The organism is Nocardia sp. NPDC059240 (assembly GCF_042753865.1).
Classification (GTDB): Bacteria; Actinomycetota; Actinomycetes; order Mycobacteriales; family Mycobacteriaceae; genus Nocardia.
In genome coordinates, this window is record NZ_JBHZAC010000017.1 from 36,866 (window position 1) to 52,723 (window position 15,858).

The window sequence follows — 15,858 nt, forward strand, 5'->3', positions numbered from 1 at the left end:
TGGGCAGTGGGGGCGGGGTGGAAGGTGGTCCCGGTGGCGGGGTCGGCGGGTCGGGGACATCGATGCATGGCCATCCAGGGTGCATCTGCTGCCACTGTTCACACGGAATGTAGGGTCCGGCTTGAGCGGGCGCGCCACGGTTTGTATCAATGCCGATCACTGTCGCGGTGACCAGCACGACGGCCGAGGCACCCAGCAAACCCCCGGAGCGAAACAGCCGGCGGCGGTGGGTGGGGATCATCGCGGTTCTCCTTCGGCCGGAAGCAGGAAGTGGGACTGGACGGCGATTTACAGCCAGATGGGGTCGCCGTAGACGGTGACCGTGTTGTCGGCGGCCGGGGTGGAGATGCGTGCGGTGGCGTAGGAGCGCAGGGTGACAGGCCCCATGCAGGCATCGATCTTGATCTCGACCCCTTCGGCGGTGATCGAAGCGCGTGGTCCTGCAAGGGGTTTGGACCCGAAGTCGATGGTGGCGATCGATCCGGGTTTCAGCGTGGTGGAGATGTTGGGCGACACCGAGGCGCTGGCTCCCACACTGACGGAAGGGAATTGGGAGATCGTGACCGAAGCATTGGGGCCGATGGAGAACCCCATGCCGAGGGTCAGTCCGTTGGATACGTCGACCTGGCAGCCGAGTTGGTAGCCCAGTGTCAGCGTGCCCGCCGAGATCGGTTGTCCGCCAGCGCCACTCACCTCGGCGATAGCTTTGAGGGACACGAAGCCTTCGCGGGTGAACATGGTCGCGGCCAGGTTCGGATAGCGGTCGAGGTTCTCGCTGGTCTTGGTAACCGACAAGGTCCAGCCATCGTCGGTGAGGGTCTGTCGGAATTTGTCGGGCACGGTATCCGCGGACGCGAGTGCGGTGCCCGAGAACAGAAGAGCAGCTGCTGCGGTCGTGCTGAAAGCGGCGCCGATGGTGTTGCGGTGTGCTGATGCGAAGCGATTCATGCTGTCCCACCCCGTGGTGTCGATCGTTCGAGCGATCAGAATCCTTCCCCGTTGAAGGATTCCGACCGGGGCTCAATAGCAACAGCAGAGCTATCTTTCAGCAACTTCAAGTGGTGGGGTTGCCCCTCCCGTTATCGTCCGGTCATCCACTTCGCTTGCGAGACTTCCTGCTCGCCGGGATATGGCCGTGTTGGTCGGAAACATTTGTGACTCCCGCCACTCGCGGGTCGTTATCCGGCATGTTCGATTGGGCGAGCTGTCGACTGGGCGGTTGGGCGCGCCGCATTATCGGGACCTGAGTGGCTGATACGGACGTGAAAGGGGGCGGCAAATTTGGTGCAGCTTCGCGTGGGCGTAAAGATTCGACGGCACGAGGGCACCGTCGGGCGTCCCGCCGAGTGCGCTCCTGCACGCGGTAGAACGCGCGAAGGTATCGACGCCGCAGGCCGAGCTGAGCGGACCGGTCAACACGGTCAGACAGGAAGACCGACTGCTCGAGACCCGTCGGCATGAAGGAAGATTCCGCACTGCCGCCTGCCACTCCGACCCAACGACGAAGACCCCGTCCGGATCACAGATCCGAACGGGGTCGTGTCCCCCGGGCGAACTCGCCGGGTCTCAATACGCTCCTTGCAGGAAACAACGAGCGTTGATGGTCAAGCCACGCCCGAATCGGTCACCGCCAGGTGTGTCACACACCAATGATGCAGGCCGAAATGGGCCGGTCAGCGACAGGTCAACACGGCAAAAACCCAGGTCGGATCAATGCCCCTGGAATGGGGAATTGACCGTCCTCAAGTACCCGGCGTGAACGGCATAGGGCTCTGACCGGAAGATGCTTCGTTCCGTCGCGATTTCGACATTCCAGACCAGAGCAAGGACAGAATCACAACGGCGGCGACGGACGGCCTCCTGAACCCCGACAGCCCACTCCCCCCACACGCGCCCCGCACCTCAAACCGCCGGTTCCCGACATGGTTCCCCACTATTGGCTCGACAATCGGGCCAGAGCCGATCCTCGCTTCGAGCGAAACCGCATCGACCCGCAAGACGCTCGGTTCGCAGCCAACGCATACCCCTTCGAGAACAACGGACCGAGGCAATCCCACGCACGGTCAAACATCCGGCATTGCCTGATTACACGGTGTTGGCCACTTTCGTGAGGCGCCGACATGAATCAAGTGATACCGCTCCATGTCCAGGAATCGATCCGCCAGACCGTGTTCTCCTTGACGACTCCGATGACGACTTCACGCCGAGTTTCGACCCAGCCGGAGGGTGCGTTCACGATGGCACGCACAGTAGGCGGAGCGTCGCCCCAGAGGTCGCATTCCAGAGATTCGAGGGTGGGTTGCGCCGCGCCACCCCACAGCACGGCCTTACGCAACATGTTGAGACCGGATTGTCCAGGTCGCCGGTCGAACTCGGCGCGCCACCGACCTGACAACGCGTGCCGAATGATGGCACGGTTCTGCGTCGCGATGCCGCCGATCAGACGACCTGTCTGGAAACGCACGTCGGCGCGATCATGTTGGGCGAGATCAATCGAGTCGTCGCTCCGGAGGTCTTCGTGCCGGTCGAGCAGTCGGGTCAGTGTCGCGGCGAGGTCTCCGAGAATGTCGGGCTCATAGCGGCAATCGGCGATATCACCGGAGGGGGCGCCGGGATCGGAGACGGAGAAATTGCACACCAGGCAGCTCGAGACCAGCTCGGTCTCGCCGATCAGGACATGCGCGCGACCTGCGGGTGCAGGGTTGAATATCGGTTCGATCGTTTCGCCGTTGTGGGTCTCGAAGGTCGGTTCGTACTGGAAGTATTCGATCTCGAGCTGTGCGGTCGAGGCCAGCCAGCGTGGCGACGCGCCGAGTTCCTCTACTGAGTACAGGAATGCTTCGAGCCCTTCGATGCCGCTGCAGATCGACATCAGTTCCCGGTACTGGGCGTCGAAGCGAATACCCAACCGGGCCTCCGCGGCCGCGAGCTCGGCTGTCGACGCCGGAAGCCCGAGGGTCGCACCCATTGCCACGGCCCGCGCCACAAGATCACGAAGCTGCATGAAAAACGACGCTACCAGGACAGTTACCGTTGATCGACGGTGCCGGACTCACGCCCGGAATTGCCGCGACCCGGGTCGTCCGACGAGGCTGAGGCACTCGTCGGCGACCGCACGATCTATGCCGAACGTCGTGGCTCGAACGACCGCGAATTGACAATGCGACTCGACTACCGAAACGGCATTAAGGACCAATCGGTCGTTATTCTGCGGATATGACCCGCGCCGAAGAGGAAGGCCACTCCCACTCCCGCAATATGCGAGCTAAGGTGCTGGCCCTTCTGACCAGGGTGACCAGGCTGCGAGGGCTCGTACTTTATCTATTGATCCTCACCGTTGGCAGCGCGATCTCGATCGGTGTGGACCTGTCGTCCGGCCACTACTCATGGTCGATGCTGGCGAACCTCGCGATAGGTATCACGGTGTGGGCGCTGGCCTGGCCAGGTGTCGTTCGAGCCTGGCAACGCACCGACCGGACATTTGGCTCTAGTTCGCCAGAGTGAGCTCTATGCCGCTGGTCGCGCGCTGCTTGCGTCGGCTGCGGCGATGCCGTCGAAGCTCACCGCGAGTGGGTAGAAGCGGGTCGTCCGGCGCGGGGGCATTGGCCTGGATCGGAGTAGCCAGGGGCCAAGGCAAACAACATGGGAGGCATCGTGTTTCTTCGCCCTGGTCGAATGGCATGCTTTCTATGTGAGCTCTTCGGTGCAGACGACGAATTGTCTTGTACTGTGCGGTATTCCGGTCTTGTGGGGGCATAGTCCGAGTTCGGTGCCGCCGGTTATGTAGCTGTCCGGTTTGACGACTGCCCGGCCCGGCGAGGGTTTGCAGTCGACGGCGGTGACCTGGTCGTCGGCGAGGGTGTCACAGTTGATGGTGTTCCAGTTGATGTCCAGGCATGCAGTCCACCGGGTTTCCGCAGAGGCGTGGAAGTACCTGTTGTCGGCGTCGTCGATGCAATGCTCGGGGGTGTCGGCGAGCTGGACCACTCGGTAGGCTGCTGTGCCGGATTCGCAGCTGACGATTTCCAGTGTCCGGGCGGTTCCGGTTCCGCTGATGTTGGCGCAGTCCCCGCGACGAGGCCCACCGGGGGCCGGTGAATCGGCGGTGGCGGGGTATTGCACGACGGGGTTGAACACGTATGGCGGCATGAATGGTGCGCCGGTCGTCGGTCGCGTGGATGGGGTGTGTTCGTTGCTGCATCCGGTGGCCAGCGTGCCTGCCATGATCGACAGCCCTAGCGCGAGGAACCGTGCCGCGGTGCGGGATCGGCGCGATGCGGTCTGGGTCATGCCGTCGCTCCAGTGGGATTGTCGGGACGGAACAGAATGGTTTCACCGGGGTTCCAGCCGGCGAGCATGGTGTGCAGGCCGCCGTTCACGGGCCACCAGGTATAGGCGGTGAGGAGGAAACCGCCGACTGTGACGTGAACGCCGTCGTAGTGTTCGGCGACGTTTGACCACTTCGGTTGGAGTTCATCGGTGGGGCCGTGACGGAACCAGTCAGGGCTCACGATCGTGCTGTAGAGGTCGTCGGGCTCGGGTCGTGGCACCACCGATGGGAATCGGTTTACCAGCTCAATCCAGTCTTGCGGACCGGCGATGTGGAGGATGTTTCGGGCACGCAGGTCGATGGGTTCGGTGAAGTGGAATTCGCCGTCTGCCATCGAGGTGTGCTCGTCTTCCCAGAATTCGCGCACAACCTGGCCCGTGCCGGGTACGACGTCACAAGCCACTGCTGTGGGGCCGCAGGCTGCACTGTTCCAGAACACCGGCTCTGACCACCACGATCCGGGGTTACCGGTGCCATAGACATCCGGCTCGGCTCGCGTGTGCTGTTCGACGGGAGTCCGGGGTGACCAACGCTGTGCGGTCGAGGGCCGGAACCACCATGCGGACGACGGCGCGGTCACGATGCGGTGTGCTAACTCCATGCCGTTGGGTAGGCGGTTGAACGCGGCCTTCGCCTCACTGATTCCGCGTTCCTGTTCACCACCGAACAGCAACAGGTTGAGGTCTACCTTGAACATGTCCTGCGCAGTCGTCGTCTCCGGCGGTCGCTGCTGCAGGTCGCGGGCCACAGCGAGAATCTGCAACCGGCCCAGGACGCTGTCGGCCAGCTGCCGGGCGGGGTCAGAACACATCGCCGCAGGGCAACTGGACAACCACAGAGTAGGCAGTTGCGTAGTAAGTCTGGCCGCCCTCGACGATCGTGGACACGGTTTCTCCTATGAATGCGTGCATACCGCCGGTCTTACAGGTCATTGCGAAGTTCTTGCTCACCCACTCCTGCTTGTTCGCGTCGTAGACCGGGTTGTCGCTGATGGGCGATCCAAGATGCTCCTCCCAGGTTCCGAACCAGTAGTCGTACACCTGGACCAGCTTCATCTCGTTGTGAACCGTCTGCACCATTCCCGGGAACTCGCATCGGGTGATCGGTTTGAACCCGATCGTGGAGTATCCACCCGACTTCCGCAGGTGAGGATAGGGGACCTGCAGATGGCAGTTGGCGGGGTCGCCGTAGCCTTCGGTGTCGCCACCACTTGCCTGTTTGATCAGCGATGCCACCAGCCCTGCCAGCCCGCATCCGCTCGGGCTGGAGGTGGCGCTCGCCAGTCCCAGTTGCTGAGCCGCAGTGGCGCACGCTTCCGCGACGTCGGGAACCGGCGGTGTTGCCGATTCCGGCGGTGCGGGCGGTTCGTTGCCCGGAATGTTGGACTCAGGTGCAGCACCTCCCGGCACAGAGGGGGTGTTGCCAGGTAGGACAGGGTCGGTGTATCCGGGGACGGGAATGATGGGTGTGCCGTTGTATGGACCGAGCGGGGGCACGGTGTTAGCGCCGACGTTGGGTCCGGCTCCTTGGCCGGGCGGGGTCGGGAGGGTCGGGACGGGGGCCGTTGGCGGGGCGTAGGTGGTAGGTGGACCGGGCTGCGGTGGTGGCGAAGGCGGTGGTACCGGGCACGAGATGCCGAGCACCGGGTTAGGGATGCAGATCGGCTGGGCATCTGCTGGCACAACCGTCAGCCAGGCGATAACCAATCCGGCAGCTGCCACCACCTCGAGAGCTCTGACCTGGTACCCGCCCGAACCGATGGCGGTCACCGATTACTCCAGTCCAGCGACACGTTCACCCGATGCCGCCCGACAGCGGCGGGGCCACCGCCCCAAAGGCTGGTCGGGTGGGAGCTGAGGGTTGCGCTTCAGTCATCGCCGATCACTCCTTACACCGGACGTACATCGCTCTGGACGGAATCGGTGAAGCGTTGCAGCGGCCCTCGTGGGGCCGCCCGACGAACAAGATCAGCTATCTTGCGGCAATCATATTGTGCTACCAGGCTCACTTAGTCACAGATGTCGAAAATGTCGGATTTCAGTGCGATGGCCAGCAGGGTCTTCACAGCCAGATGGGAGGCCCGTAGGCGGTGACCTGGGTGTCGTATTCGGCGGTGGATGCCGAGAGGGTCCCGATAGCCCTGATGGAGGTGAGCCCACCACAGGAATCAACCTTCAAATTGATCTCTTCGATGTGGATCGAGGCGTGCGGCCCGGCCATGGCCTTGGTCGCCACCGCCAGGGTCGTGATGGTGCCGGGCTTGACGGTGACCGAGACGCTAGGGGCGACCCCGGCGTTGAAACCGGCACTCGGTCCACCGTTGAGGGATGGATACTGGCCAATCGTGCCGGAGCCGTTGACTCCGGCGTTGACCCCGGCGTTGGCACCCACGCCACCGGTCACACCGTTGCTCATATCGACTTGACAGCCGATTTGGAATGCCGCGATCAGACTGGCAGCGCGGAGCGGGGAGGTGCCAGTGCCAGCAATGTAGGCGTCGAAATCGGCGCTGATGAACCCCTCCCGGGTGAGTAATGTGGTGGCCAGGTTCGGCACCCGAGTCAGATTCTCCCCCGTTTTGGAGACCGTCAGCTCCCACCCGTCACGAGTGGTCGTAGTGCGTGACGCATCCGGGACCGGGTCGCCCGACGCGGTACCCGAACCGCAGCAGACGAGCATCGTTGCGAACACGACACCGAAGCTGATACGCACGCGCAAACCCACCTCTCGATCACCTTCGTTTGCCGACGAACGTCGAGAGAGTAGCGGCAAGAATGGGGTCGACCTGGGAACTCAAGTGCGACAGGCCGCTTGAGGCGTGTTCAGTCATCATCCGATGCATCTGAACTACCTATGGCGCGACATGGACCGCCCGACCTATTAACGCCACCTATCCAGACAACGCACTACACTGCCGCGCGGACATGCCAGGTTCGGGCCTGGCCAACCACCATGGCTGGCTGGTCCGAACAGCACCACACACCGTGCTGACCGAACCCGCCAACATGGTCGGGCGGGAAGATTGACTGCCCGAGACCGGCTGGCATGACGGAAGATTCCGCACTTCTGTCTGCCACTCCGCGCCAACGACGAAGACCCCGTCCGGATCACTGATCCGGACGGGGTCGCGTCCCCCGGGCGAGCTCGCCGGGTCTCGATACGCTCCTTGCATCAAGCAACGAGCGTTGATGGTCATGCCACGCCCGAATCGGCTACCGCCATGCGTGTGTCACACACCAATGATGCAGACCGAAATGGGCAGGTCAGCGGCCGGTCAACACGGCAAAACGCCAGGTCGGATCAATGCCCCTGGAACGGGGAATTGACCGTGGTGAAGTATTGGATGGCGGCGGCGATTGCTATCGGGGCGGTGACGAAGAGTTGGCCGGCGATGGTGCCCATGAAGCCGACGGTGGAGGCGCCGATGAGGCAGCCGGCCACGGGGCCGATGCCGAACATGGTGGCGAGAGGGGCTGTGGCGGCGGCGAAGACGACGCCGCCGACTACGCAGCCGAGGGCGGCGCCGCCGAGGCCGCCGACCAGGGTGCCGAGGGCGGCGCCGACGGAGATGGTGTCGCGCAGGCGGCCCCAGGCGGCCTGTTCGCGGTCGTAGGGGGTTTTCCAGGGGGCCTGGTCCTCGTAGGGGAGGGCGATGGGCTGGTAGACGGCGTGGGCTTCGTCGTACTGCGGGGTGAGGGTGGCGGTGTGGCCGGCGATATCGGCGGCGATGGGGAAGACGAAATCGTCGACACGGAAGGACAATTCGGTGCCCGCCAGGGTGGTGCCGTCGGCGGCCTTGATCTTGAAGACGCCGTTCTCGACGGTGAGGGAGCCCGCGTCGGTGCGGATGACGGCGGCGGTGTCGGTGGAGTCGGCGGTGTAGTTCACGGGGGCGGGGGTGTCGGCGCTCGCGGTGCCGGTGACGGCGGCGCCGAGGCTCAGCGACGCGGTGAGCAGCACGGACGCCGCAGCGGTTTTCCTCATCTGGGGTTCTGCCTGATTCTCTCTGCGTGGGTGGGGAGATCGCCCGCCGATCGCCGGGCGTCGCGATCACCGTGTCCGACACCCCGGCCGTGAGCGCGGCCATGCCCGGTTCTCGATTCGTGCGATAGGCATTGCCGATCGCCACGCCACCGACCCCGCTCCCCCACCGAGACTGAGCTCAGTCCGGCGGAAGGAGAGCAGTGGCCCGGCTGCAGATCGACGCGGTGTCGAAACGATTCGGCCCCGACCATGCGGTGCGCGAGGTGAGCCTCGACATCGCCGATGGCGAATTCCTGGTCCTGCTCGGCCCGAGCGGCTGCGGCAAATCCACCCTGCTGCGCATGATCGCGGGCCTGGAGGAACCCACGGACGGCCGAATCCTGTTGGACGGCACCGATATCACCGAGACCGCGCCACAGCAGCGGAACCTGGCCATGGTCTTCCAGAGCTACGCGCTGTACCCGCATCTGACGGTCGCGAAGAACATCGGCTTTCCACTGCGCAGCAGGCGGCAGCGGCGCGCGGAGATCGCGGCGCGGGTCGCCGAGGTCGCGGCCACGCTGGAGCTCTCGGAGCTGCTCGATCGTCGCCCGGCCGCGCTGTCGGGCGGGCAGCGGCAGCGAGTCGCGTTGGCGCGCGCCATGGTTCGCGATCCGGGCGCGTTCCTGATGGACGAGCCGCTGTCGAACCTGGACGCCAAGCTGCGCAGCGCCACCCGCGCCGAACTCATCGCCCTGCACCGCCGCCTGGGCGCCACCTTCCTGTACGTGACCCACGACCAGGTCGAGGCCATGACCATGGCGACCCGCATCGCACTGCTCAACGCGGGCCGCATCGAGCAGGTCGGCACCCCCGAGGACCTCTACGACCGGCCCAGTACGGCCTTCGTCGCGGGCTTCCTGGGCGCTCCGCCGATGAATCTGTTTCCGGCCGATGTCGTTTCGCACCACGGTGGCCTGCGAGTGCGAGCCGACGGCATCGATGTGCCGCTCGGCATCGACGCCGAATCCCATTCCGGCACCACCGTTCTCGCCGGGATTCGCCCTGAGCGCCTGCGCATCGACGCCCAGGCCGAAGCCGTGCGCGGCCGCGTGACCATGGTCGAGAACCTCGGCAGCGAGGAACTCATCCACCTGGACACGTCCGGATTCTGTGTCCGCGCCGCCCGCCCCACCGGTATCTCGGCCGGTGACGATCTTCGACTTCGGGTCGCCCCCACCGATATTCACCTGTTCGACCCCGACTCGGGCCGCCGCCTCGTCTGGCAGGAGCCCGAAACCACCTCCGAGTCGCGCGACGACGCGGCCGTGTCCGTCGCCTGATACCCCGTCCCGAGGAGAATCCCTGTGAAACGCACCGTGCCCCGGCTGGGCCTGGTGTTCGCCGCCGCCCTGGCCCTGTCCAGTTGTGGTCTCGGCGGCACCGTCACCGACAGTCCCGCCACCACCGGCCAGGTCCCGGAATTGGGTCCCGATCAGAAGGTTTCGATCGTCTTCGAGTCCTACAACTACGGTCTCGCGGGCGCTTGGACCGACACGTTCAACGCCTTGATCGACGGTTTCGGCAAGAAGTTCCCGAATATCAAGGTCACCGCGCAGAAGCCGCAGGGCAACAGCCCGAACCCGGCCACCGACACCATCTCCAGCATCCAGAACCAGATGGTCGCCGGCCACCCGCCGGATGTCGCCCAATTGGGTTTCAGCGACCTGGATTTCACGATCCATCAACTGCAGGCCAAACCTCTCGACGAGCTGTTCGGTAAGCAGGCCGTGCAGGCGAACTTCGACGGCGCCCGCTTCCACTACCATCCGCGCGCCCGCACCCTCGATGACTGGGACGGCCACACCTACGGCGTCCCGTTCGTGTTCTCCACCCCCGTCCTGTATTACAACGCCAGCCTTTTCACCGCCGCCGGACTCGACCCGGCGAAGCCGCCGGTGACCTGGCAGCAGGTCGCCGACGACGCCAAGGCCATCAACGCCAAGACCGGCCAGGGCGGCGTCTACATCGACTGCCTCACCAAGTCCGCGAAGGACTGGTGCTTCCAATCCCTGGTCCGCTCCGACGGCGGCCGCGTCATCTCCGAGGACCGCCGCAGCCTCACCTACGCCGACGCCCCGGCCGTCGAGGTCACCAAGCTCGCCCAGGACCTGGTCACCACCGGGGCCATGCCCAAGCTCGCCCAGAAGCAGGGTTACGAGGCCTTCGCCCGCGGCGAGGTCGGCATGATTCTGGAGACCAGCGCCATCCAGGGCACCTTCGTGACCGGCGCCAAGGACAAATGGGATCTGCGCGCGGCGCCCATGCCCCGTTACGGCGACAAGCCGGCGGTCCCCACCAATTCCGGTGCCGGCCTGCACATTCTGACCAGCGACCCGGCCAAGCAGCGCGCAGCCTGGGAGCTGATCAAATATCTGACCAGTGAGCAGTCCTACGTGAAGATCTCCCAGAACATCGGCTATCTGCCGTTGCGTTCGGAAATGATGACCGACCCGGCCGTGCTCGGCTCCTGGGCCGCCGAAAACCCGCTGCTGGCACCGAATGTCGCACAGCTGGCCACCATGGAACCCTGGGTTTCGCTGCCCGGCAACGACTATCTGCAGATCCGCGACGGCATGATGGACGCCGTCGAATCCATCGTATTCCAGGGCAAGGATCCGCAGTCCACCCTGGCCGCCGCCCGCGCCGAGGGCGCCAAACTCCTTCCCGCGTCATGACTTCCGCGACCGACCTGACCCTGGTCCAGATCACCGACACCCACCTGCGGCCGACGGGCGAACACGTCCTCGGCGCGGTCGACACCCACGCGGTACTGCTGCACATCCTCGACAAGCTCCGCACCGGCGGACGGCGCATCGACGCGCTCATCCTCTCCGGCGACCTGGCCGACACCGCCGCCCCCGAGGCATACCGTCGGCTGCGTGCCGCCGTGGAACCGGTCGCCGCCGAACTCGGCGCGCCGGTGCTCTACGTCATGGGCAACCACGACGAGCGCGAACCCTTCGGAATCGAATTGTTCGGCCGCACCCCCGATTCCGCCGCCGCACCCTACGACCAGGTCCTCGACGTCGACGGCCTGCGCGTCATCGGCCTGGACTCCACGACACCCGGTCGCCACGACGGCTACCTGGAAGCCGAGCAACTGGCCTGGCTGGCCGACCGATTGCGCGAACCCGCACCCCGCGGCAGCCTCCTGGTCCTGCACCACCCTCCCCTCCCCTCGGCCATCCCCGCCGCCGAATACCTCAAGCTCCGCAATGCCGACGAGCTCGCCGCAGTCCTGTCCGGCACCGACGTCCGCATGATCCTGTGCGGCCACAACCACATGACCGCCGCCTCCGCCTGCGCAGGCATCCCGGTCTGGGTCGGCCCCGCCCTCGCCTACCGCATCGACGCCATGGCCCCCAACGGCCGCCAACACGGCCTCGCCGGTTCAGGTTTCACCCGCATCGACGTCCTGGAGACCGCGATCGTCGCCACCGCCGTCGAGACCACCCCCACCACCCGTCTCTACGACAAATCCGAGAACGAGGTCCAGGAACGCCTCGAAGCCCTCGCAGCGGAACAGAGGTAACGATGTTCGTCCTCGCCACCGCACAGAGCGACCCGCCCGAACCCGTCCGGCAGGAACCGAATTCGGCTCCGGGTGAGCCGACCTCGGCGAGGACGAACACCGTTGCCGGGCCGGACGAACCCCCCGAACCCACGGCACGAAAGCGGCCCGGACGCACGGCGAATTCACTCCGCCTCGCGCCGGGCCGGAAGGGGACCTTCTCGCGCCGTTCGCTCGGTCCGGGGTGGAGTGTGCCGCGCCGTTCGCTCAGCGCCGAGCGAGACTTCCCGCGGCGCGGGCTCCCTCCGGAACCGGGCCCATCGGGTCGTCGCATCCTGCGCCGACTGGGCCGCAAGGCGGTCCCGTACCTGTATCTCGCTCCGGCCTTGTTCTTGCTGGTGGTGTGGACGTATCAGCCGTTGGTGCAGGCGGGGCAACTGTCGACGCTGTCCTGGAATCTGCTGCCGACCTCGCCGATCCGGTCGGTGGGTGGGGCGAATTATGAGCGGCTCGTGCATCTTCCGGCGTTCTGGTCCTCGCTGGGCCGGACCGGCGTGCTCATCGTCGGGCTACTGCCATTCACGGTCGTGCTGCCGGTGCTCATCGCCATGGCCAGCCGCCGGGTTGGTCCGCGTGCCCGAACCCTCTATCACGCACTGATTTTCGCGCCGTTCCTCATCGCGCCGGTCGCCGCAGCCGCGGTGTGGCGCTGGCTGCTACACCCGCGCACCGGATTCGTGGACCGCATGCTGGGATCGGATCGCAACTGGGTCTATGACGCGAACACCGCCCACGCGGTGATCATCACCATCACCGGCTGGCAGTTGCTGGGTTTCGCGACGCTGGTGGTGTGGGCCGGATTGGCCGGCATCAGCGGCGATTACGACGAAGCGGCCCGGGTGGACGGCGCGACTCCAGGGCAGATCCGCCGCTGGATCACGCTGCCGCTGCTCTCCCCCACACTGCTGTTCCTGGTGCTGACCACCGTCCTGCTCTCCCCCACCCTCACCTTCCCGCTCATCGACACCATGACCCAGGGCGGTCCCGCGCAGTCCACCACGAACATCTACTACCTGTTGTGGGAGTACGGCTTCCACACCTTCGACGCCGGGCTCAGCGCCGCCGCGGGCATTCTGCTGTTCGTCGGCTTCGGCTCGGTGGCCGCCCTGCTGGTCTGGATCTCGGAAAAGGTTGCCTTCCATGACGACTGATGCCCCGGCCGCGCGGCCGAGCGCACCGCTGCGTGACCGCGTCGGTGACGTGGCCGGCCGGATACTGCTCACCGCCACCGCGCTCGTCTGCGTCTTCCCGATCTACTGGCTCTTCGCGACCGCGCTGCGCCGCCCCGAGGACGTCGCCTCGCTCTCCCCCATCCCCTGGCCGCTGTCGCTGCGCAACTTCTCCGACGCCGCGCACGAGGTGAACATCACCAGCCTGATCGCCAATACCTTTGTGGTCGCGGCACTCTCGGCGGTCGGCCAGTTGCTCATCGCATTGCTCGCCGCCTACGCCTTCGCCGTCTATACGTTCCCGTTGCAACGCCTGCTGTATCTGGCGTTCGTCGGTACCTGGCTGGTCCCGTTCCAGGTCACCATGCTGCCCAACTACATCCTGCTGACCCGCCTCGGTCTGCTGGACACCCTGGTCGGCGTCGTCCTGCCCACCCTGTGCTCGGCGCTGGCGATCCTGCTACTGCGCCAGCATCTGGCCGCCTTCCCCAAGGAGCTCATCGCCGCCGCCCGCATCGACGGTCGCTCGTCCTGGTCGATTCTGTGGACGGTCGTGGTCCCCAACCTGCGTCCGGCGCTGGCGGCGCTCGCCATCCTGCTGTTCATCAACGAGTGGAACGAATACTTCTGGCCCGCAGTGGTTCTCCGCCGCTCCAATGCGGTCCTGCAGCTGGGCCTCCGCAGTTTCATGGGCACCGAGGGCGATCAGTGGGGTCCCATGATGGCGGTGGCGGGCCTGGCGTGCCTGCCGGTACTGGTGCTCTACCTGCTGCTGCAGCGCCACATCGTGAATGCCTTCGTCCGCTCGGGGCTCAAATGATCACAGCCCGAACACCCGCCGCGCATTGCCCTCCAGATACAGCTCCCGGGTCTCGTCGTCCAACCCCAGCTTGTCGAGCCCGTCGAGGGCGTGCTGCGGCAGGATCATCGGATAGTTGGTGCCGAACAACACCTTCCGGCGTCCGCTGCCGGTCTTCATGTACGACACCAGTTCCGCCGGAATCCGTTTGGTCGTGTACGCGGAGGTGTCGATGACGACGTTCGGGTGCTTGCGCGCGACCGCGATCATCTCCTGGGTCCAGGGGTAACCGATATGCCCGCACACGATGGTCAACTCGGGGAAGTCCAGCGCGATCCGGTCGATGTAGGGAATCGGCCGCCCCGGCTCCGACGGCCGCAACGGCCCGGTGTGCCCGACCTGCGTGCAGAACGGAATCCCCAGATCCACACACGCCGCGTACAAGGGATAGAACCGCGCGTCCGTCGGCGGCACCTCCCACAGCCACGGCAGCACCCGCAGCCCCTTGAACCCCTCGTCGCGGACCCGGCCGCGCAGCTCCCGCACCGACTCCATCGGCCGCCGCAGATCCACCGACGCGATCCCGATCAGCCGTTCCGGCTCCTGCGCGACCCACTGTGCCACTTCGTCATTGGAGATCAGCACCCCCTCCGGCGCACACCACGCCGACAGCAGCGCCCGATCCACCCCGCCCGCATCCATCGCGGCCAGCGTGGCCTTCAGCGGAATCTCCTCGCTCGGAATGACATTCCCGGTCCACCGCCGCAGCGAGTCGAAGATGTCACGCTCGAGAAAGCGACCCGTCGGATGCTGTGCCCAGACGTCGATCGTCATAGTTGACTGCTCCTTCGGTGTCCGGACCTTCCAGACATTCCAGGAACGCGGTCACCGCCGGATTGGTCTCCTCGCTGCGCCACACCGCGTACAGATCCAGTGTGGGCACCGGATCCACGATTTTCACCGCAACCGAGATACTGCCCGGACCGCCCATCCCCATCGAGATGGCGCGCGGCAGCGAAGCGAACCCGACCAGCGGCCGAACCGACACCATGTGCGCGGTCGCCCCCGGATCATCGGCGTACTGGGTGACGTTCAACGCGATCCGGGTCTCCGCGGCCGCCCGGAAGATGTTGTCGTACATGGCCGGACACTGCTCGCGCGCGAACAGCACGCACTCCTGCCCCTGTAGTTCCGCGAACGGCACCCCCGCCCGATCCGCCCACCGATGCCGCCTGCCCACCACCGCCACCAGCGGCACCCGATGCAACAGCCGCCGATACCGGAACTCCGGTGTGCTCGGATGCCCGTACACCATGGCCACATCCAGCGCGCCCTCGCTCAAGGCCGTCAGCTGCGGCCCGGTCCGTTTCTCCCACATCGACACCTCGATATCGGGATACCGCTGCGCCATGCGCTGCAACGCGTCCGGCAGCACGTGCCGGCTCGCCGGCAGGTTGTAGCCGACATTCACCGTCCCCACCCGCCCCTCTGCCAGGGCGCGCGCGGAGCGGGCCGCCCGCTCCAACTGCGCCACGATCTGCCGCGCGGCGACTTCGAATTCGCGCCCCGCCGGAGTGAGCCGCACCTCATGGGAATTGCGTGCGACCAGCGTCACCCCGATCGATTTCTCCAGCTTCTGCAACTGTGCGCTCAGACTCGGCTGCGTCAGATGCAGCCGCTGCGCCGCCCGCCCGAAGTGCAGTTCCTCGGCGAGCGTGATGAACGAAACCAGATGCCGCAACTCCATGACCGCCTCCTTCCGGGTAACAGCCACGCTAGCCACGGCGAATAACCGGTGATGAATTCCGGCGCACCCCGGAACAAATCCTCGATGGCCTTCGTTGTACAACCAGCGCTCCGACTCCGCACGCCGGCGGGACTCCGGAGCCGGGGGCGATAAACCCGTCGCGTACGGCACCAGCGTTGTGCCACCATATGTTTCACCGAAGATCAGCCGACCGTT

15 protein-coding genes are annotated in these 15,858 nt (G+C 65.6%); 6 read left to right on the plus strand and 9 right to left on the minus strand.

The annotated features are described in order from the left end of the window. Positions 1-288: 288 nt before the first annotated feature. Together ACFXHA_RS41000 and ACFXHA_RS41005 are read right to left on the minus strand one after the other, a co-directional pair. The gene (locus ACFXHA_RS41000; protein WP_379366075.1) at positions 289-948 is read right to left on the minus strand and encodes an MspA family porin; all 660 of its coding nucleotides are present in this window, start codon (positions 946-948) and stop codon (positions 289-291) included. 1,177 nt (positions 949-2,125) lie between these two features. Then, positions 2,126-3,004: an SMI1/KNR4 family protein gene (locus ACFXHA_RS41005; RefSeq protein WP_379366077.1), complete on the minus strand. Its 879-nt coding sequence runs from the start codon at positions 3,002-3,004 to the stop codon at positions 2,126-2,128. Between the two features lie 212 nt (positions 3,005-3,216). Here ACFXHA_RS41005 and ACFXHA_RS41010 point away from each other — a divergent pair, with 212 nt between their 5' ends. Further along, on the plus strand, positions 3,217-3,504 hold the full coding sequence (locus ACFXHA_RS41010; RefSeq protein ID WP_379366079.1) for a hypothetical protein: 288 nt from the start codon (positions 3,217-3,219) through the stop codon (positions 3,502-3,504). A gap of 183 nt (positions 3,505-3,687) precedes the next feature. Here the strand turns inward: ACFXHA_RS41010 and ACFXHA_RS41015 are convergent, their stop codons facing one another. The 5 genes from ACFXHA_RS41015 to ACFXHA_RS41035 all read right to left on the minus strand — a co-directional run bounded on the left by ACFXHA_RS41015 (position 3,688) and on the right by ACFXHA_RS41035 (position 8,314). Next, positions 3,688-4,290, minus strand: coding sequence for a hypothetical protein (locus ACFXHA_RS41015; RefSeq protein ID WP_379366081.1), 603 nt, complete (start codon positions 4,288-4,290; stop codon positions 3,688-3,690). Then, positions 4,287-5,078 carry a hypothetical protein gene (locus ACFXHA_RS41020; protein WP_379366083.1) on the minus strand — a complete coding sequence of 264 codons (792 nt, stop codon included), beginning with the start codon at positions 5,076-5,078 and terminating at the stop codon, positions 4,287-4,289. Before ACFXHA_RS41020 ends, ACFXHA_RS41015 begins: the two co-directional genes overlap by 4 nt. 52 nt (positions 5,079-5,130) lie before the next feature. After that, positions 5,131-6,099, minus strand: a complete 969-nt coding sequence (locus ACFXHA_RS41025) for a hypothetical protein (RefSeq protein ID WP_379366085.1) — start codon at positions 6,097-6,099, stop codon at positions 5,131-5,133. A gap of 292 nt (positions 6,100-6,391) precedes the next feature. Then, a complete protein-coding gene (locus tag ACFXHA_RS41030) occupies positions 6,392-7,054 on the minus strand; it encodes an MspA family porin (protein ID WP_379366087.1) in 663 nt (220 codons plus the stop codon). Between the two features lie 576 nt (positions 7,055-7,630). Then, positions 7,631-8,314, minus strand: coding sequence for a hypothetical protein (locus ACFXHA_RS41035; RefSeq protein ID WP_379366089.1), 684 nt, complete (start codon positions 8,312-8,314; stop codon positions 7,631-7,633). Positions 8,315-8,514: 200 nt separating this feature from the next. Here ACFXHA_RS41035 and ACFXHA_RS41040 point away from each other — a divergent pair, with 200 nt between their 5' ends. From ACFXHA_RS41040 to ACFXHA_RS41060, 5 genes are all read left to right on the plus strand, one after another. Then, on the plus strand, positions 8,515-9,636 hold the full coding sequence (locus tag ACFXHA_RS41040; RefSeq protein WP_379366091.1) for an ABC transporter ATP-binding protein: 1,122 nt from the start codon (positions 8,515-8,517) through the stop codon (positions 9,634-9,636). A 24-nt stretch (positions 9,637-9,660) separates the two neighbouring features. Beyond that, positions 9,661-11,031, plus strand: a complete 1,371-nt coding sequence (locus ACFXHA_RS41045) for an ABC transporter substrate-binding protein (protein ID WP_379366093.1) — start codon at positions 9,661-9,663, stop codon at positions 11,029-11,031. Next, positions 11,028-11,888, plus strand: coding sequence for a metallophosphoesterase (locus ACFXHA_RS41050; protein ID WP_379366095.1), 861 nt, complete (start codon positions 11,028-11,030; stop codon positions 11,886-11,888). Before ACFXHA_RS41045 ends, ACFXHA_RS41050 begins: the two co-directional genes overlap by 4 nt. 311 nt (positions 11,889-12,199) lie before the next feature. After that, the gene (locus ACFXHA_RS41055) at positions 12,200-13,078 is read left to right on the plus strand and encodes a carbohydrate ABC transporter permease (protein ID WP_379366301.1); all 879 of its coding nucleotides are present in this window, start codon (positions 12,200-12,202) and stop codon (positions 13,076-13,078) included. Next, positions 13,068-13,916 (plus strand): carbohydrate ABC transporter permease, encoded by an 849-nt coding sequence (locus ACFXHA_RS41060; RefSeq protein WP_379366097.1) that lies wholly within the window; start codon positions 13,068-13,070, stop codon positions 13,914-13,916. Before ACFXHA_RS41055 ends, ACFXHA_RS41060 begins: the two co-directional genes overlap by 11 nt. On the opposite strand, the gene ACFXHA_RS41065 is transcribed toward ACFXHA_RS41060, so the two are convergent. Next, complete coding sequence (locus ACFXHA_RS41065; RefSeq protein ID WP_379366099.1) at positions 13,917-14,729, minus strand: amidohydrolase family protein; 813 nt, start codon at positions 14,727-14,729, stop codon at positions 13,917-13,919. Next, positions 14,677-15,642, minus strand: a complete 966-nt coding sequence (locus tag ACFXHA_RS41070) for a LysR family transcriptional regulator (protein ID WP_379366101.1) — start codon at positions 15,640-15,642, stop codon at positions 14,677-14,679. Before ACFXHA_RS41070 ends, ACFXHA_RS41065 begins: the two co-directional genes overlap by 53 nt. Positions 15,643-15,858: the final 216 nt, after the last annotated feature.